Origin of the sequence: Streptomyces sp. NBC_00989 (assembly GCF_045162655.1) — a bacterium.
In the GTDB taxonomy this organism is placed as follows: Bacteria; Actinomycetota; Actinomycetes; order Streptomycetales; family Streptomycetaceae; genus Streptomyces.
Window position 1 is genome coordinate 4537755 of sequence record NZ_CP108728.1, and the last position, 15052, is coordinate 4552806.

Below are 15052 nucleotides of genomic sequence, written 5' to 3' on the forward strand. Positions count from 1 at the left end.
TAGTCAGTCGGCCAGGTGGACGTCGAAGAGGTCCTCGGGGCCCGGCAGATCGGTGAGATCCGTCGGGTCCAGGTCCCAGTCCTTGTTGTTCTTGCAGGTGAGCTTCGGCAGCACGTCGTCCCCGGCGCCCGCGCCAGGGAGTTGGAACGTGCAGAGCGGCTCGATCACGGCGGTGGCATGAGCTTTCGAGTACGTGCTCTCCGTGCCGGGGACGATCGAGTCTCCGACCGGTTCGTCACTTTCGACGGCGACCTCGTAGCCCGGGGGGAGCCCCGGTTCCCACTGGCACCCGGCCCCGGGCACGTGGGCGTCGTTCTGGCCCGCGAGTTGGCCGGCACGCCCGCACGAATCGACGAGTCCCGCCACCTTGCCGTCGAAGATCTCCTGCCACTTGGTCGGGTCGAGTACGTTCTCCACCCACTTGCCCGCAAGTTGGTCCCGGGTGTCCTGGGCCGCCGCGAGCGCCGCCGCGTCGGCGGCTGTCTGGGCGCCGCTCCGGTTCACCGCGGCCTGGCCGACCGCGACGTAGGCGAACGCGAGGAAGAGCAGACCCGCCACCACCGTGATGTAGATGGGGAAGGCCTGCCCTGCGTCGCTGTACCTACGGGGCCGCATCAGCCGCCGGTGACTTCGGAGATCTTGTTGTTGATCGCGTCGAGGATCGACTGTCCGATGGACGTACCCGTGATCGCCAGCACGATCGCCACCACCACGGCGATGATGCCCAGGTACTCCACCGCGGTCTGCCCCTTGTCGCCGGCACGGCGCTGAAGGGCCTCGACGGTCGTGTTCTTCCAGCCGGTCACGCGCGCCTTGGTCGCAACGGCGGTCTTCAGCATCAGGTCGCTCATGGTGTTCCCCTCCGAGTGACGCGTTACCGGCTTCCTCGTCGCCGGTGCCGCTTTCGACATGAGAACGGTATGCCCGATCCAGAGGTACGCCAGAGGGTCCCAGGGCCCAAAATCGGGCCCAATCGGAGTCCCGTCCTTCGCACTGGGCCCGCCCGTCGCCGAACCGGGCCCGCAGGCCCGGCAGTTGGGTCCTCCGTCGCGACATCGCGCGTCACCCCAGCCCTCGGGCCGAACCCGGCGCCGTACCAAGCCACTTGGCCGCGGCCTCGGAGCGGCTGGTGCTGTGGAGTTTGGCGAAGATGCGGTTGATGTGGTTCTTGACGGTCTTCTCGGAGATGAAGCAGGTGGCGGCGATCTGCTGGTTGGTCATGCCGGACGCGATGTGGTCCATGATCTCCGCCTCCCTCGCGCTCAGTTGGAACCGTGACCTGTCCAAGGATGACTGTCTCACAGGTGGTTGCAGTTGCGAAAGGCCTTCTGGCGAATTCAGCCGGGAGTTGGGCCTTGACGGGGCCGTTCCGTTTGCATCCGCACCTAGTTGAGAGTCGTAGGAGCCCAGGCCCTCGGGCAGGGACGGGGGCGTCCGGGCCGCCTGTTCCTGTCGTAGCCGTGCCAGCAGTGCGCCCGCCGCCGATGGCGTGAAATGGGCCCTGCCCTGCCTGATGTCCCTTACGGCGGCGACCAGTTCGTCCGCCGTGAACTCGCCGTGGACCAGATAACCGCCCGCCCCGCGCCGCAGCGCCTCCTGGACGATCTCCGACTCCCTGCTGTACGTGAGCATCACGACCGGCGCGATCCGCACCAGGTACGGCAGCGCCGAGATGCCGTCCACGCCCGGCATGCGGACGTCCAGGAGGACCACGTCGGGGCGGTGGAAGTGGGCCGCCTCGTAGGCCTCACGGCCGTCCGCCGCCTCCGCTACGACCGTGATGTCCGCGCGGCCCGACAACAGGGCCGTCAGGCCCGCCCGGACCACCGGGTTGTCGTCGGCCACGACGACCCGGAGGGACGAAGTCGCGGCCGGTTGCGGGAAGTTGTGGAACGGGTTCGGTGGCGGCTGGGGAGCGCCGGGGTGGGGCGTCGTCTGGTCCGGCATGGCTGCCTCCTCTCGGATCTCTCAAGTCACTTGGATGTGTGGGGGGATGGGTGCGGCTTACGTCGTCAGGGCTCCCAGCGGGAGTTCCAGGCGGACCTCCGTGCCCGTGTCGTGGCCGCCTCTGCCGATGCGGATGCGGGCGCCCACCGACGCCGCCCGTTCGACCATGCCGACCAGGCCGAAGTGGCCTGCCCTGCGCAGCTGTTCGAGGGTGGTGCCGGGAGGCAGGCCGCGTCCGTCGTCGTAGACGCTGATGCGCAGGAGGCTGTCGTGGACCCCGGCCTCCACGTCGACCTTGGTGGGGGTCCCGTGGCGGTGGGCGTTCTCCATCGCTTCCGTCGCGATGGTGAGGAGTTGGCGCGCCACGGCGGGCGGGACCGGCGGTACGCCGTGGTCTCCCGTCGGGCGGTAGGTCGTGGGCAGGCCGGTCCGGGTGCTGAAGTCCCTTGTGCGGGCGGCCAGTTCCACGAGTACGTCCGTGCCCTCGTCCGGGTTCGACTCGCGCCGCAGGTCCGCCAGGAGTTCGCGGGACTCCGCGGCCGCCCTGCGGGCCGAGCGGGCCACCAGCTCCGCCTGCTGTCTGATCAGGGTCGGATCCATGCGGTCCGCGCCCGCCGAACCCGCCAGGCCGTCCGCCGCGAGCGCCACGCCGTGCAGGGTCTTCGCCACCGAGTCGTGCATCTCCCTTGCCAGGCGCGCCCGTTCCGCTCCTACCGCCTCCGTTACGGCGAGACGGGCCTGGACCGTCGTCAAGGCCGTCGTGGCTTCGCCGAAGCGGAGCATCAGCTTGCGCAGGGTCACTCCCACCGCGCCGGCGATCACGCACAGGCCGGGGAGCAGGAAGGTCTGCGCCACGACCTTGTGGGAGTCCGCGGCGGCGGTCTGCGCCAGCACGAGGATCACCGCCTGGAGGCTCGCGAAGCAGCCGGCGCCTCGCCAGCCGTAGACGATGCCGGCGAGGAGGGGGGTGCAGACGCTGACGTAGGCGAGCGTGCTGGTGGGCCCTGCCGAGATCAGGAGGAGTGAGCCGAAGAGGGTGTCCACGGCGAGGAGGGAGGGGTGGCGTAGGAGCAGGGGGCCGAAGCGTTCCCAGTCCCTGAAGAGGACGTAGGACGCCATGAACGTGACTACTACGGCTGCGCCCACCAGGCGGGTGGCTACGCCTGGCGTGGCGTTGACCAGGGCGGAGGGGGCGGCCAGGGCGATCATCGCCAGGCGGAAGCCGAAGACCTGCCTGCACATTGCCTGTAGGGCGCTGATCTGGATGGGCAGGGCCACTTCCCGGCCTTCGGCCGGGATCGGATTCCCACCCGCACCACCCGCACCACCCGCACCGTCCGTGCGGCTTTCGTTGTCGGGTGCCGGTGGCCCCTGTGGGGCTCCCTCGCCGTCTGCGGCCAACCGTTCCAGGCCCGGCTGCGCCGGCACCCCCGGCAACCTCGGCGCCGTGGACCCCGCCCGCGCCCATCCCTCCGGCAACGCCGGCGTCACCGTCGTCACCGGAATGTCCGTCGCCCCCGACCGCACATGGTCCGGCAACACGGTCCCCGCCGGCGGTGTCGTGATCTCCGTCGGTTTGGGGCGCCGTCGCAGCAGTCCCGTACGTTCACGTTCGTCCGTCGTCGCCATCGTTCAAGTCGCCCCCGTCCACCCCTACTTGCCCGTGATCGTGCTGAAGTCCGTGCCGGAGCCGAGCAGCAGCCCCGCGCCGAGGAGCAGCATCGTGGCCGGGACCATGAACGTGGTGATCATCATGGTGGCCTTGGGGACCGCACGGGCCGCCTTCCGCCGGGCGTTCTGCGCGTCCGTGCGGCGCATGTCCTTCGCCAGCGACACCAGCGTGTCGACGATCGGCGCGCCCAGTTCCTCGCCCTGCTGCAACGCCGTGACGAACATGGCGACCTGCTCGCTGTCGTTGCGTCGGCGGAGTTCCGCGAAGGCGGCGCGGCGGCTCATGCCGAGGTCCATCTGGCGGAGGGTGATGCGGAGTTCGTCCGCCCACGGGCCCTCGTACTTCGAGGCGACGCGGTCCAGGGCCTGGCGGAAGCCCAGCCCCGCGCTCACCACCACCGCGAGGACGTCGAGGAAGTCCGGCAGGGTCCGCTCGATCACGTCCTTGCGGATGCGGATCGCCGACCAGATGCCGACCTCCGTCCAGAACGCGCCGAAGGCGAACAGGATGAGGGCGACGACGTAGTGCCCTTCGAGCAGCATCAGCAGGCCGCCGAAGCCGCCGAGGAAGCCGTAGACCGCCCGGCGGGCCGCGTAGCGGTCGATGGTCAGGCCGCCGGGGTTGCCCGCGAGGTCTATCTTGCGGCGGTACTTGGCGACCAGCTTGGGGCCCATGAGGCGGAGGACCATCGGGGCGTAGCGCATGCCCATGCGGTCGATGAGGGAGTCGACCGCGCCGGTGCGGGTCGCGCCGACCTCCAGGGCCAGGACGAGGTCGCTGGGGAGTTTCGCGTCCGCGCGGTACATGCGGATGCCCGCGAAGATGCCCCACACGCTGAGGCCCATCACCAGGCCGAGTGCCAGTGCCGTCATCGGGTTTCCTCCTCTCGGATCTCAGACGTCGATGCGTGACAGGCGGCGGATGAGGATGAAGCCGACCGCGTACAGCCCGAACGCGATGATCACGCAGGCCTGGCCGATCGGGGAGCCCGTCATCCGTTCCAGGGCACCGGGTTTGACGCCGTCCATCAGGAAGAGGGCGCCCACGCCCATCACCGGAACGGCGTACGCGGTCATGTTGACCTGGGAGAGCTGGGTGCGGACCTCGCGGCGGGTCTCCTTGCGTTCCTCCAGGGTCTCCGTGAGGTTGCGCAGGGCGCTGACCACCTGGCCGCCCGCCCGGTTGGAGAGCACCAACGTCGTGACGAGGACGACCAGTTCGCGGGACGGGAGGCGGTCCGCCAGTTCGCTGAGCGCGTCGTCCATGGAGGCGCCCACCGCCAACTGGTTAGCCACCTTGGCGAGTTCCTCGCCCGCCGGTGCCTCCAGTTCCTCCGCCGCCATGCTGATCGAGGTGCGCAGCGCGAGGCCCGCATGGGTGGCGTTGGCCATGATGCGGGCCAGTTCGGGGAGTTGGTTGATGAACTTCTCGATGCGCTTCTGGCGTTGCCAGTTGAGGAACTGGATCGCCACCCCGATGCCCAACAGCCCCGCGATCGGCCCGAAGAAGGGGGCCAGGGAGGCCTGCCCGATCAGCCAGAGGGCCGCCACCGTGGCCAGCATGTAGACGAAGAACTCGCCCGGCGTCATGTCCAGCCCCGTTGCCGCCAGGCGGAGTTCGAGCTGCCGGCCGAGCCGCGTACGGCGCAGTCTGCGGTCCAGGGCGGGGAAGCGGCGGACGCGGCCCACCTGGATCTGGCCGGTCGACGACAGCCGGTCGACCAGGGCCGCGCGCTGCGCCCTGCCGGTGGCGTAGGCGTGCACGCCGGCGACACCCAGGACACAGGTCAGCAGGGTGACGCCGGTGGTGAGCGTGACGATCGTCTGGAGATCCATGGGGTCGGTCCCTACCTACTGGCTTCTCTGAGGGCGAGCTGTTCCGCGGTGTGGGCGACGCCGAAGGCCTGCGGCAGGGGCTGGCTCGCCATGTAGAGCCGGTCGGCGGTGCGGCGCGAGAGCGGGAAGTACTCGAACGTGCCGTAGACCCGGCCGTCGGCGGAAATGGGCTGCGGGCTGAAGCGGGCCACCGTCGCCAGCCGGTACGGCTCGCTGCCGTGGCTGTCGAGGAGGGCGATCTCGGTGATGCGGCGGGCGCCGTCGGCGAAGCGGGTGAGCTGGATGATGACGTCGATGGCGCTGTTGATCTGGTCGTGGAGGGCTTCGAAGGGGATCTCGACCTCGGACATGGACGCCAGGGTCTTCAGGCGCATCAGCGCGTCCTCCGCGCTGTTGGCGTGGACGGTGGCGAGCGAGCCGTCGTGGCCCGTGGACATCGCCTGGAGCATGTCGAGGGATTCGCCGCCGCGGACCTCTCCTACGACGATCCGGTCGGGGCGCATACGCAGCGAGTTGCGCACCAGGTCGCGGATCGTGACCTGGCCCTTGCCCTCCACGTTCGGGGGGCGTGCCTCCAGGCGGATCACGTGCGACTGCTGGAGCTGGAGTTCGGCGGAGTCCTCGATGGTGATGATGCGCTCGGTCTCCGGGATCAGTCCGGAAAGCGCGTTGAGGAGTGTGGTCTTCCCGGTGCCGGTCGCGCCGGACACGATGATGTTGAACTTCGCGTGCACCAGGCCCGCGAGGAGATACAGCATGTGCTCGTCGAGCGAGCCGAAGCCGACCATCTCCTGGAGCGTGAAGGAGCGCGGGAAGCGGCGGATGGTGAGCGTGGCGCCGGTCAGCGAGAGCGGCGGGATGATCACGTTGACGCGCTCGCCGGACGGCAGTCGCGCGTCGACCATCGGATTCGACTCGTCCACGCGGCGGTTGACCGTCGAGACGATGCGCTCGATGGTCTGCATCAGCTGGTCGTGGGAGGGGAAGCGGAGCGGCAACTGCTCGACGCGGCCGCCGCGTTCGACGAAGATCGCGTCCGGGCCGTTCACCATGATCTCGGTGATCGACGCGTCCTCCAGGAGCGGTTCGAGTATGCCGAGGCCGAGCGCCTCGTCGACGACCCGCCGGATCAACTGCGAACGCTCGACCGTCGAGAGGACCGGTCCCTCACGGCTGATGATGTGCCCGAGCACCCGCTCCAGGCGGGCCCGTCGCTCGGCGGCGGCCAGCGCGCTCATCTCCGCGAGGTCGATCTCCTCCAGGAGTTTGGCGCGGTACGAGGAGACCATGTGGCCGTCCTCGCCCCGATGGCCGTTCTCCTCGGGATGGTTGACTCGTTCCCGCAGGCCCATGAGTGCTGTGCTCCTTGCTCCGCGTTCAGTGGTCGAGCGGCATGGTGGCGGTCTTGCTGGCGTTCCCGAAGCCGTCGTAGCCGGGGATGACCGACGGGATGTGGATGGTGGCGGTGACCGTGACCGTGTCGCCGCCGAACGACGCCGGGCAGCTGACCGAGAGCCAGTCGCTGACGGCCTCGCTGCACGCCGGCTGGGCCTCCTGCCGCAGCGAGGCGCTGCGCGCTCCCGCCCTGGCCGCCGTCCCCGCCTGCTCCGCGGTGTACGCGACCAGCCCGAGCTGCACCGCCGCCAGCGTGACGAGGATCAGGACCGGGATGAACCCGAGGTACTCGATGGCGACTTGGCCCCGTTCCCTCCTGCCCTTGTCCATCTCAGTCCTTCGCCTCCTCTACGGCGCCCGCGTGGCCGTGCACCGTGAAGGGGAAGCCGATCGCGCCCGGGAAGAGGACGGGCACCTTGAGGTCGACGTCGGCCGTGACGAAGCCCGTGCCTCCGCAGGTCACCGTGGCGTCCCCCTTCCACGCGCCGTCCAGCTTGTCGAGGCCCGCCTGTTGGCAGGCGGCGGTGCGCGCGCCGCCCGGCGCGGCCGCCGTCCCGGCCCGTACCGCCTCGTCCGCAGCATTCCCCGCGAGCGAGAACGTGTACCCCACCAGCGCGAACTGCCACATCAGCACCAGCGTCAGAATGATCAGCGGGGTCATGCCGAGGAACTCGATGGTGACCTGTCCCCGGTCCCGCTCACGCCAAGAGATCACAGCCATACGCACGTTCATCCCCCGTTCACTCTCTCCGCCGCCGGAAGCTGACCGAGCCGCGGTCGCCGCCGCCTCTCAACCGCCCGCTCTTCTGGGCGACTTCGGAGACCTTGACCAGTCCGAGTTCGCCCGCGAGACCCCAAAGGGCCTGTTTCACCACGCTCTTGTTGTCGAGTTCGTGCAAGCGGCCCGCGTCCACCGCGCCCTGGAGTTCCTTGAAGTTGGCGGGGATCGCGGTGGCCGCGACCGTCGTGCCGGTGATGCGCTGGATGAGCGCCGGCTGGATCTCGGTGCCGCGCGTGTACCGGTTGACGACGATCGTCGTCTCCTCCGCCTTGCGGATCTGCAGCCGGTCCCACATCCGCACGGTGCGCTTCGCGGCGCGTACGGCGACCACGTCCGGGGTGGTGAACAGCACTGCCGTGTCGGCCATTTCGACGGCGGCCGCGCTCGCGCCGCTCATCTGGGCGCCGCAGTCGATGACGACGACCTCGTAGCGGGAGCGCAGCGCGCTGACGATCTGGCGGGCGGCCCGGTCGGTGACCTCCTCGCCGCGCTCGCCCTCGCCGGGGGCCAGCAGCAGCGCGAGCCCCGTGTCGTGCCGGAACACGGCGTCGGCCAGGACCCGCGGCGAGATGTCGGTGATCGCGGCGAGGTCGACCACGGAGCGCCGGAACTGGACGTCCAGGAAGGAGGCGATGTCCCCGGTCTGGAGGTCCATGTCGACGAGCGCGACGCTACGGCCCGACGCCTGCGCGGCGAGGGCGAGTTGGATCGCGGCGAGGGTGGCGCCGACCCCGCCCTTGGCCCCGCTGACCGTGACGACGGTGCCGCCGACACCGGTGAACACGTCGCCGCCGTGGCCCAGATGACGCCGTACGCCCACCGACCAGGCGGCGACGGCCTGGACGCGGTTGGCCAATTCCTCGTAGCTCAGCGGGAGGGCGATCAGTCCGCGCGCGCCGGAGTCCATGGCGGCCTGGAAGAGGCCGGGGCTGGCGTCGGTGGTGACGAGGATGACGCCCACCGCGGGGAAGCGCAGCGCGACCTCGCGGACCAGCTCCAACGCGGGGACGGGACCGATGCGTTCATGCACCACCACGACCTCGGGCAGCTCGTCGACGGACTCGGCGGCGAGCCGGGCCAGGGTGTCGATGAGCTGCGTCGAGTCGGCCACCGGGGCCACCGGGTCGGCGTCCGGGAGCTGACTGAGCAGGGTCGTGATGGCGCGGATGGCGTCCGCGTCTCCGACCGCCGGAAGAATCCTGGTGGGCATGCGGGCCTCTCACTTGTCCTTCGCGAGTTCGTACGTCCGGTCCTTGTCGGGCACGGTCGTATCGCCGCCGGGGGCCACCAGCGCGAGCCGCACCCGCTCGGCGAACGACTCGGCGTAGGTGATCCGTTGGGCGTCGAGCGTGGAGAGCGCGAAGGTGATCGGCACGCCGTTCGTGGACTGCTGCTGGTTCTTGTCGCTGTTGCTGCCGGGGTCGAGGGCGGTGATGTGGCCGACGTCGATGACCTTCGCGTTGGTTACGATGATCTTGGACTGGTCGGGGTCACCCTCCTTCTGGCCCTCGAAGGTGGCGTACACGTTGACCGTGGAGCCCGGCGTGATCTTGCCGGCGACGCCGGTCGCCGCATCGATCATGATGGCGACCTCCTGCTGCCCGGGCTGCAGTGCCGGCTGGTCCACGATCATGTCGGTCTGCAGCAGGGAGCCCCCGCGCAGGGTGGTCACCGCGATCTTGCCCTGGATCTGACGGAGATCGGTCACGGCGTTGTCCGACAGCCACCGCTCGGGCATCTCGATCTTCTTGAACTGGGCGGCGGTGAGAGCCGTATACGGCGCCACGTTGTCCTTGACCTGGTACGCCGTGACCTCGGGACCGACCTTGGACTTCACGTCACGGATGACGGAGAGGACGCCGGCGAACGCACCGAGGGCGCAGATCACCGACAGGAGCAGGAGTATCACGCCGCGGCGCTGACGGGAGTTCATGAACCGTACAACCTCATTGGGGATATCGGTCGAGCGGAAATGAGCGGATCGAGCGGATCGGACCGGGCCGAGCGAATTCGTGTGCTGTAAGCGTGTCCTGTGAGTTGAGGACTTATCCGCTCGATGTTTGGTTCTCGTGAACGGGCGGTGTGGCGGAGCAGAAGACACAACGGTCGCCGATGACGTCGATGCCGCACCAGTGGCACACGGACTGCCGCACAGAGGTGACCAGTTGGTACAGCACCGACAGGTCGGGCAGAAACGTACAGAACTCGATCAACTTGCTCGTACCCCACCAACTCACCGACTCGGCGGGCAGGGTGGCCTCGCGCAGTCCCATCGCGTTCCACGCCGGGGCGAGGGTGGTGCCGATCCAGTCGGACTGCAACTGCCCCTTGGCGACCAGCATCCAGGTGCCGAACTCCGGCCCCTCCAGCGTGACTCCGGGGCCGACCCGGACCAGCTGCGGCTCGGGGTGGGCGATCACCGCGAACTGACTGCCGGGCACCCAGGACTTGGCGTGCGACTTGAGGCCGACGGGGACCCGGTCCAGCTTGGTGACCGAGCCGAGGAGCGCGCCGGCGTGGATGTAGTGCGTGAGCAGCCGCCCCGCCGAGGCGAGCACACCGGGACTCAGGTCGCAGGACGCGAGCTGCCTCAACTGCCGGGCCAGGACGGCCAGTCCGAGCGGGGGCAGATTGGGGCGGAACAGGGCGATCCGGTCGCTCTCCAGGATGGACCGGATCGTGTGCAGCCGTCGGTCGACGCCCTCGGACACGGCCTGCGAGGACACGACGACGACATGCCCGTGCTGGTCGATCAGGGCCTGCATCTCCGACAGCGCCTGGTCCAGCGGTCGTTGATCCAGGTCCCGCAGGACGACGGCGGGCAGGGTCCGTTCGTCCTGTGGCGGCAGCGCCATGTCGGCGCTGGTCACAGCAATGGCAGTTGGCACGCGCAGCTCCCCGTCTCACGCCTGTCGGCTCGCCGGCATTACTCCGGTACGCCGAGTTGACTTCACTGCGTGACTACCTCAGCACTGTAACCACGCCCCTGTGACCGGAGAACAGCGTTTCTGTAGCTGTGCGGCAACTGTCATCGCACACAACACGCCAAAACGGGGCAGGTCGAGCATCCGATCGCGGCCGGGGAGCCGAAACCGGTGCGGGCGAAGTTGGCCTGGACCTCTTGACATCATATTGGTCTGGACCAACTCTGGACTTCCAGCGGTGGCCACCGTCGTCACAGTCCCCTCCAAACTCCCCCACCGGAGGCATCAGTGGACCGCGCACCAGGCATGCCCGTCCTCAGGAAAAGACGTCTGTGGGCCGGGGTCGCCATGGCCGCCCTCGCTCTCTCCTTCGCGGGCACCGGCCAGGCGTCCGCCGCGGACATCAACAACGCCAGGAACGCCGGCTTCGAGTCGGGCCTGACCAACTGGACCTGTACGGCGGGCAGCGGCACGACCGTCTCGTCCCCGGTGCACGGCGGCGCGTCCGCGCTCAAGGGGACGCCGGCCGGCCAGGACAACGCCCAGTGCACCCAGTCGGTGGCGGTGAAGCCCAACTCGACGTACACGCTGAGCGCGTGGGTGCAGGGCGGCTACTCCTACCTGGGCGTGACGGGCACGGGCACGACGGACGTCTCGACCTGGACCCCCGACACCGCGTCGTGGAAGCAGCTCTCGACGTCGTTCACGACGGGCGCCTCGACCACGTCCGTCTCGGTCTACACGCACGGCTGGTACGGACAGGCCGCGTACTACGCGGACGACGTCTCGGTCTACGGCCCGGACGGCGGCGGAGGCAGCGACCCGGCCCCGACGGTCCCGGCGACCCCGACGGGTGTCACGGTCCCGTCCACGACGTCCTCGTCGGTCTCCCTCGCGTGGAGCGCGGTGTCGGGAGCGACGGGCTACAACGTCTACCGCAGCGGCACGAAGATCACGGCGGTGACGGGAACGTCCGCGACCGTCACGGGACTCGCGGCCTCCACGTCGTACTCCTTCCAGATCACGGCGACCAACTCGGCGGGTGAGTCGGGGAAGTCGACGGCGGTGACGGGCACGACGACGGCGACGGGCGGGGGTGGCGGCGGCACCCTGCCGAAGCACGCGGTGACCGGCTACTGGCAGAACTTCAACAACGGCGCGACCGTCCAGAAGCTCTCGGCGGTCTCCTCCCAGTACGACATCATCGCGGTGGCCTTCGCGGACGCGACCTCGACGCCGGGCGCCGTCTCCTTCACGCTCGACTCGTCCGGCCTCGGCGGCTACACGGTCGACCAGTTCAAGGCGGACATCGCGGCCAAGCACGCGGCCGGCAAGAAGGTCGTCATCTCGATCGGCGGCCAGAACGGCACGATCTCGGTGAGCGACACGACGTCCGCGACGAACTTCGCCAACTCGGTCTACTCCCTGATGCAGACGTACGGCTTCGACGGCGTCGACATCGACCTGGAGAACGGCATCAACGCGACATACATGACACAGGCGTTGAGGTCCCTCTCCTCAAAGGCGGGCTCGTCCCTCATCATCACGATGGCCCCCCAGACGATCGACATGCAGTCCACGTCGAACGCGTACTTCCAGACGGCGCTGAACGTGAAGGACATCCTCACGGTCGTCAACATGCAGTACTACAACAGCGGCACGATGCTGGGCTGCGACGGCAAGGTCTACGGCCAGGGCACGGTGGACTTCCTGACGGCCCTCGCCTGCATCCAGCTCCAGGGCGGCCTCTCCCCGTCCCAGGTGGGCCTCGGCCTCCCGGCCTCGACGAGCGCGGCCGGCAGCGGCTACGTCTCCCCCACCATCGTGAACAACGCCCTCGACTGCCTCACGGCCGGCACCAGCTGCGGCACCTTCAAGCCGTCGAAGACGTACCCCGACCTGCGGGGCGCGATGACGTGGTCGACGAACTGGGACGCGGCCGCGGGTAGTTCGTGGTCGAACTCGGTGGGGGCGCATGTGCACGCGCTGCCGTAGCGGTCGTAGCGGACCGGCTTGAACGAGGGGTGCGACCGCTGTCGGGTCGCACCCCTCACCGCTCGGCCGGATGGACGTGATCGTCCGTGACGTCGGCTTCCAGGCCGGGCTGCCGGCGGCGAGTGACGAACTCGACCCCGTGGGCCGAGAGTTCATCTCCGCCGGTCACTCCTTGCGGTCTACGCCCCCGGCATCCTCGGCGAGCTTCTCCACCAGCCCTTGCGCCTTGTCGACCGCGGTGTCGATCTGCTCGCCGTGCTTGCCGCCCGTCTTCTCGTCGACGAGATCACCGGCCTTCTCCAGCCCGTCGGCGATCTTGTCCCCGTGCTCCTCGGCGATCTCCCCGGCCTTGTCCTTGAGCTTGTCCAGGTCCCGCAGGTTGTCGAACACGACAGTTCCCCCTTCGCCGCAACAGCCTTGCCCGGTCAGGGACATGGTCCATACGACGGACCCAGCAGGACAAGGTGGCCCGACGCGGATGCCCCGGCGGGCGGAAGCGCGGGGCGGGCGTGTTCGGGGCGCGTCCTGAAACATTTCCGTGCCCCACCGCATCAGTACAAGTGAGGGCGGCGCGGCAACAGCCCGCGGATCAGGGGGATCAGGCGTGAGAAGACAGGAACGTGCCGATGCGTACGAGGAGTTCGCCGCCGCGCGTGCCGGGCATCTTTATCGGTCCGCCTGTCTGCTGACCGCCGGGGACACGCATCTCGCCGAGGATCTGGTGCAGGAGACCCTCGGCAAGCTGTACGTCGGCTGGGGACGGCTGTCCCGGGTCGGCAACCCCGCCGGGTACGCCCAGACCGTCCTCACCCGTACCTACCTCGCCCACCAGCGGCGCCGCAGCAGCACGGAACGCGCCACCGACACCCTGCCCGACCTGCCCGACCCCGGCGCCCCGGGCGCCGACACGCCGCTGCGGCTGACGCTGCTCCAGGCCCTCTCCCGGCTGCCCGCCAAGGACCGTGCCGTGGTCGTCCTGCGGTACTGGGAGGACCGGTCCGTCGAGGAGACCGCCGACGTGATGCACGTCAGCTCGGCCGCCGTACGCACCCGGTGCGTCCGCGCGCTCGGCCGGCTGCGCGAGCTGCTCGGCGAGAACCTCGACGAATACGCCCGCCCCTGATCACCCCCTCCTTCCACCCCTCCCCTCTGCTGCCAACTCCCTTACGCGAAACGGTGGTCCGCCATGTCCGACGCCCAGCACAGCGACCTCCTCGACCCCTTCGAGGAACGGCTCACCGCCGGCCTGCACGACGCGGGCAACGCGTTCGAGACCGACCGCGCCGCACTCGTCACCGCAGGCGCCCTCAAGGGACGACGGCGCCTGCTGCGACGCCGGAACGCCGCCGTCATGGGCGGCGCGGCCGGTATCGCCCTCGTCGGCGTGGGCGGAGCGCTGCTGCTGCCGAGCGGAAACCCCGCCGAGGCACAGGGCGCGCACGCCACCAGCGCGTCGCCCACGGCCACGTCGACCCCCGCCTCCGTCTCCGGCGGCGCCCTGATCCGTACGCTCGAAAAGCTGCTCCCGGAGGGCCATTTCACGAAGGCGGAGGCCCGCGGCACGGACGACGAACTGTCGCCGTACGTCCATCTCGTCTACGACGACGGCAACGGCGCGGCGGCCGTAGAGGTCGGCCTGGGCCGGGTGCAGCCGGGGAGTGACCAGGCGCGGCAGACGACCCAGTGTCCTGGGAAGGCGTTCGCGCACTACGACGCGTGCGGCACGAGCCGGTTGGCGGACGGGTCGGTGGTGATGGTCCTTCAGGGGTACGAGTATCCGGACCGCCGGGTGGACACCAAGTTGTGGAACGCCGAACTGGTCACCCCGCAGGGGCAGCACGTCAGCATCAGCGAGTGGAACGCCGCCGCCGAGAAGGACGCGCCGATCAGCAGGAGCCAACCCCCGCTGTCCCCGGCCCAGTTGAGGAAGCTGGCCGCCGCCACGGCCTGGCGGGACGCGATCGACGCGATGCCGGTGGACCCCAACTCGCCGGTCACACCGCCGAGTCCGACCGAGACGGGCGCCGCCCTGTCCGTCACCTCCACGCTCCGGACCCTGCTGCCGAAGGGCCTCACCGTGTCCGAGGCGGGCGACACCGACGACTCCGGGTTCGGCTATCTCGTCGTCGACGACGGCAAGGGCAAGACCTTCGTACAGGTCAACGTCCAGGCGGACATGTCGGATGTCGAGGGTGATCTGTTCGGCTCCGGCGCGGAGGTCCTGTCCGACGGCACGAAGGTCGCCACGCATCAGGGGCCGGGCGAGAAGGGCGGTTCCGGCGTCGTGATGTGGACCGTCGACACCATCAGGACGGACGGGCGGCGGGTGGTGATCAGCGCCTTCAACTCCGGCGCCCAGGACACCGCGGCGACCCGAAAGGCCCCGGCCCTGACCATGAAGGAGCTCCGGGAGATCGCGCTCAGCCCCAACTGGCTCTGATCCGGCGGGGGTTCGCAGGAGGGCCGTTTTCCGCCAGGGCACACTTTGTTCGTCCTTGACCTG

The 15052-nt window shown here is 69.5% G+C and carries 16 protein-coding genes; 3 read left to right on the top strand and 13 right to left on the bottom strand.

The window, feature by feature from the left end; genetic code table 11:
- Positions 1–3: 3 nt before the first annotated feature.
- From OG714_RS19555 to OG714_RS19610, 12 genes are all read right to left on the bottom strand, one after another.
- Entirely contained in the window at positions 4–615 is a 612-nt protein-coding gene (locus OG714_RS19555; protein ID WP_406122642.1) for a pilus assembly protein TadG-related protein, read from the bottom strand.
- The gene (locus tag OG714_RS19560; protein ID WP_406122644.1) at positions 615–851 is read right to left on the bottom strand and encodes a Flp family type IVb pilin; all 237 of its coding nucleotides are present in this window, start codon (positions 849–851) and stop codon (positions 615–617) included. Before OG714_RS19560 ends, OG714_RS19555 begins: the two co-directional genes overlap by 1 nt.
- Positions 852–1062: 211 nt before the next feature.
- Complete coding sequence (locus OG714_RS19565) at positions 1063–1947, bottom strand: response regulator (protein ID WP_406122645.1); 885 nt, start codon at positions 1945–1947, stop codon at positions 1063–1065.
- A gap of 57 nt (positions 1948–2004) precedes the next feature.
- The gene (locus OG714_RS19570) at positions 2005–3576 is read right to left on the bottom strand and encodes a sensor histidine kinase (protein WP_406122647.1); all 1572 of its coding nucleotides are present in this window, start codon (positions 3574–3576) and stop codon (positions 2005–2007) included.
- A 24-nt stretch (positions 3577–3600) separates the two neighbouring features.
- A complete protein-coding gene (locus OG714_RS19575; protein WP_406122649.1) occupies positions 3601–4491 on the bottom strand; it encodes a DUF5936 domain-containing protein in 891 nt (296 codons plus the stop codon).
- Positions 4492–4512: 21 nt separating this feature from the next.
- The gene (locus OG714_RS19580) at positions 4513–5454 is read right to left on the bottom strand and encodes a type II secretion system F family protein (protein WP_406122650.1); all 942 of its coding nucleotides are present in this window, start codon (positions 5452–5454) and stop codon (positions 4513–4515) included.
- Positions 5455–5465: 11 nt separating this feature from the next.
- Complete coding sequence (locus tag OG714_RS19585; RefSeq protein WP_406122652.1) at positions 5466–6806, bottom strand: CpaF family protein; 1341 nt, start codon at positions 6804–6806, stop codon at positions 5466–5468.
- Positions 6807–6831: 25 nt separating this feature from the next.
- The gene (locus tag OG714_RS19590) at positions 6832–7179 is read right to left on the bottom strand and encodes a TadE/TadG family type IV pilus assembly protein (protein WP_406122654.1); all 348 of its coding nucleotides are present in this window, start codon (positions 7177–7179) and stop codon (positions 6832–6834) included.
- Position 7180: 1 nt separating this feature from the next.
- Complete coding sequence (locus OG714_RS19595; RefSeq protein WP_406122656.1) at positions 7181–7570, bottom strand: TadE family protein; 390 nt, start codon at positions 7568–7570, stop codon at positions 7181–7183.
- A 19-nt stretch (positions 7571–7589) separates the two neighbouring features.
- Positions 7590–8840 (bottom strand): CpaE family protein, encoded by a 1251-nt coding sequence (locus tag OG714_RS19600; protein WP_406122657.1) that lies wholly within the window; start codon positions 8838–8840, stop codon positions 7590–7592.
- A 9-nt stretch (positions 8841–8849) separates the two neighbouring features.
- Positions 8850–9563 (bottom strand): Flp pilus assembly protein CpaB, encoded by a 714-nt coding sequence (cpaB, locus tag OG714_RS19605; RefSeq protein ID WP_406122659.1) that lies wholly within the window; start codon positions 9561–9563, stop codon positions 8850–8852.
- 112 nt (positions 9564–9675) lie between these two features.
- A complete protein-coding gene (locus OG714_RS19610; RefSeq protein ID WP_406131876.1) occupies positions 9676–10485 on the bottom strand; it encodes a hypothetical protein in 810 nt (269 codons plus the stop codon).
- Between the two features lie 375 nt (positions 10486–10860).
- Here OG714_RS19610 and OG714_RS19615 point away from each other — a divergent pair, with 375 nt between their 5' ends.
- Positions 10861–12549 carry a chitinase gene (locus OG714_RS19615; RefSeq protein WP_406131877.1) on the top strand — a complete coding sequence of 563 codons (1689 nt, stop codon included), beginning with the start codon at positions 10861–10863 and terminating at the stop codon, positions 12547–12549.
- 165 nt (positions 12550–12714) lie between these two features.
- On the opposite strand, the gene OG714_RS19620 is transcribed toward OG714_RS19615, so the two are convergent.
- Positions 12715–12939, bottom strand: a complete 225-nt coding sequence (locus OG714_RS19620) for an antitoxin (RefSeq protein ID WP_406122660.1) — start codon at positions 12937–12939, stop codon at positions 12715–12717.
- A gap of 214 nt (positions 12940–13153) precedes the next feature.
- Between OG714_RS19620 and OG714_RS19625 the strand changes: the two genes are divergently transcribed.
- Together OG714_RS19625 and OG714_RS19630 are read left to right on the top strand one after the other, a co-directional pair.
- Positions 13154–13672: a SigE family RNA polymerase sigma factor gene (locus OG714_RS19625; protein WP_406122662.1), complete on the top strand. Its 519-nt coding sequence runs from the start codon at positions 13154–13156 to the stop codon at positions 13670–13672.
- 63 nt (positions 13673–13735) lie between these two features.
- Entirely contained in the window at positions 13736–14989 is a 1254-nt protein-coding gene (locus OG714_RS19630; protein ID WP_406122664.1) for a hypothetical protein, read from the top strand.
- Positions 14990–15052 lie beyond the last annotated feature (63 nt).

What these genes read in the sequence shown, in the direction of transcription:
- OG714_RS19555 (WP_406122642.1), bottom strand. Translation starts at nt 615, where the DNA reads ATGCGGCCCCGTAGGTACAGCGACGCAGGGCAGGCCTTCCCCATCTAC.
- OG714_RS19560 (WP_406122644.1), bottom strand. Translation starts at nt 851, where the DNA reads ATGAGCGACCTGATGCTGAAGACCGCCGTTGCGACCAAGGCGCGCGTG.
- OG714_RS19565 (WP_406122645.1), bottom strand. Translation starts at nt 1,947, where the DNA reads ATGCCGGACCAGACGACGCCCCACCCCGGCGCTCCCCAGCCGCCACCG.
- OG714_RS19570 (WP_406122647.1), bottom strand. Translation starts at nt 3,576, where the DNA reads ATGGCGACGACGGACGAACGTGAACGTACGGGACTGCTGCGACGGCGC.
- OG714_RS19575 (WP_406122649.1), bottom strand. Translation starts at nt 4,491, where the DNA reads ATGACGGCACTGGCACTCGGCCTGGTGATGGGCCTCAGCGTGTGGGGC.
- OG714_RS19580 (WP_406122650.1), bottom strand. Translation starts at nt 5,454, where the DNA reads ATGGATCTCCAGACGATCGTCACGCTCACCACCGGCGTCACCCTGCTG.
- OG714_RS19585 (WP_406122652.1), bottom strand. Translation starts at nt 6,806, where the DNA reads ATGGGCCTGCGGGAACGAGTCAACCATCCCGAGGAGAACGGCCATCGG.
- OG714_RS19590 (WP_406122654.1), bottom strand. Translation starts at nt 7,179, where the DNA reads ATGGACAAGGGCAGGAGGGAACGGGGCCAAGTCGCCATCGAGTACCTC.
- OG714_RS19595 (WP_406122656.1), bottom strand. Translation starts at nt 7,570, where the DNA reads ATGGCTGTGATCTCTTGGCGTGAGCGGGACCGGGGACAGGTCACCATC.
- OG714_RS19600 (WP_406122657.1), bottom strand. Translation starts at nt 8,840, where the DNA reads ATGCCCACCAGGATTCTTCCGGCGGTCGGAGACGCGGACGCCATCCGC.
- cpaB (WP_406122659.1), bottom strand. Translation starts at nt 9,563, where the DNA reads ATGAACTCCCGTCAGCGCCGCGGCGTGATACTCCTGCTCCTGTCGGTG.
- OG714_RS19610 (WP_406131876.1), bottom strand. Translation starts at nt 10,485, where the DNA reads ATGGCGCTGCCGCCACAGGACGAACGGACCCTGCCCGCCGTCGTCCTG.
- OG714_RS19615 (WP_406131877.1), top strand. Translation starts at nt 10,861, where the DNA reads ATGCCCGTCCTCAGGAAAAGACGTCTGTGGGCCGGGGTCGCCATGGCC.
- OG714_RS19630 (WP_406122664.1), top strand. Translation starts at nt 13,736, where the DNA reads ATGTCCGACGCCCAGCACAGCGACCTCCTCGACCCCTTCGAGGAACGG.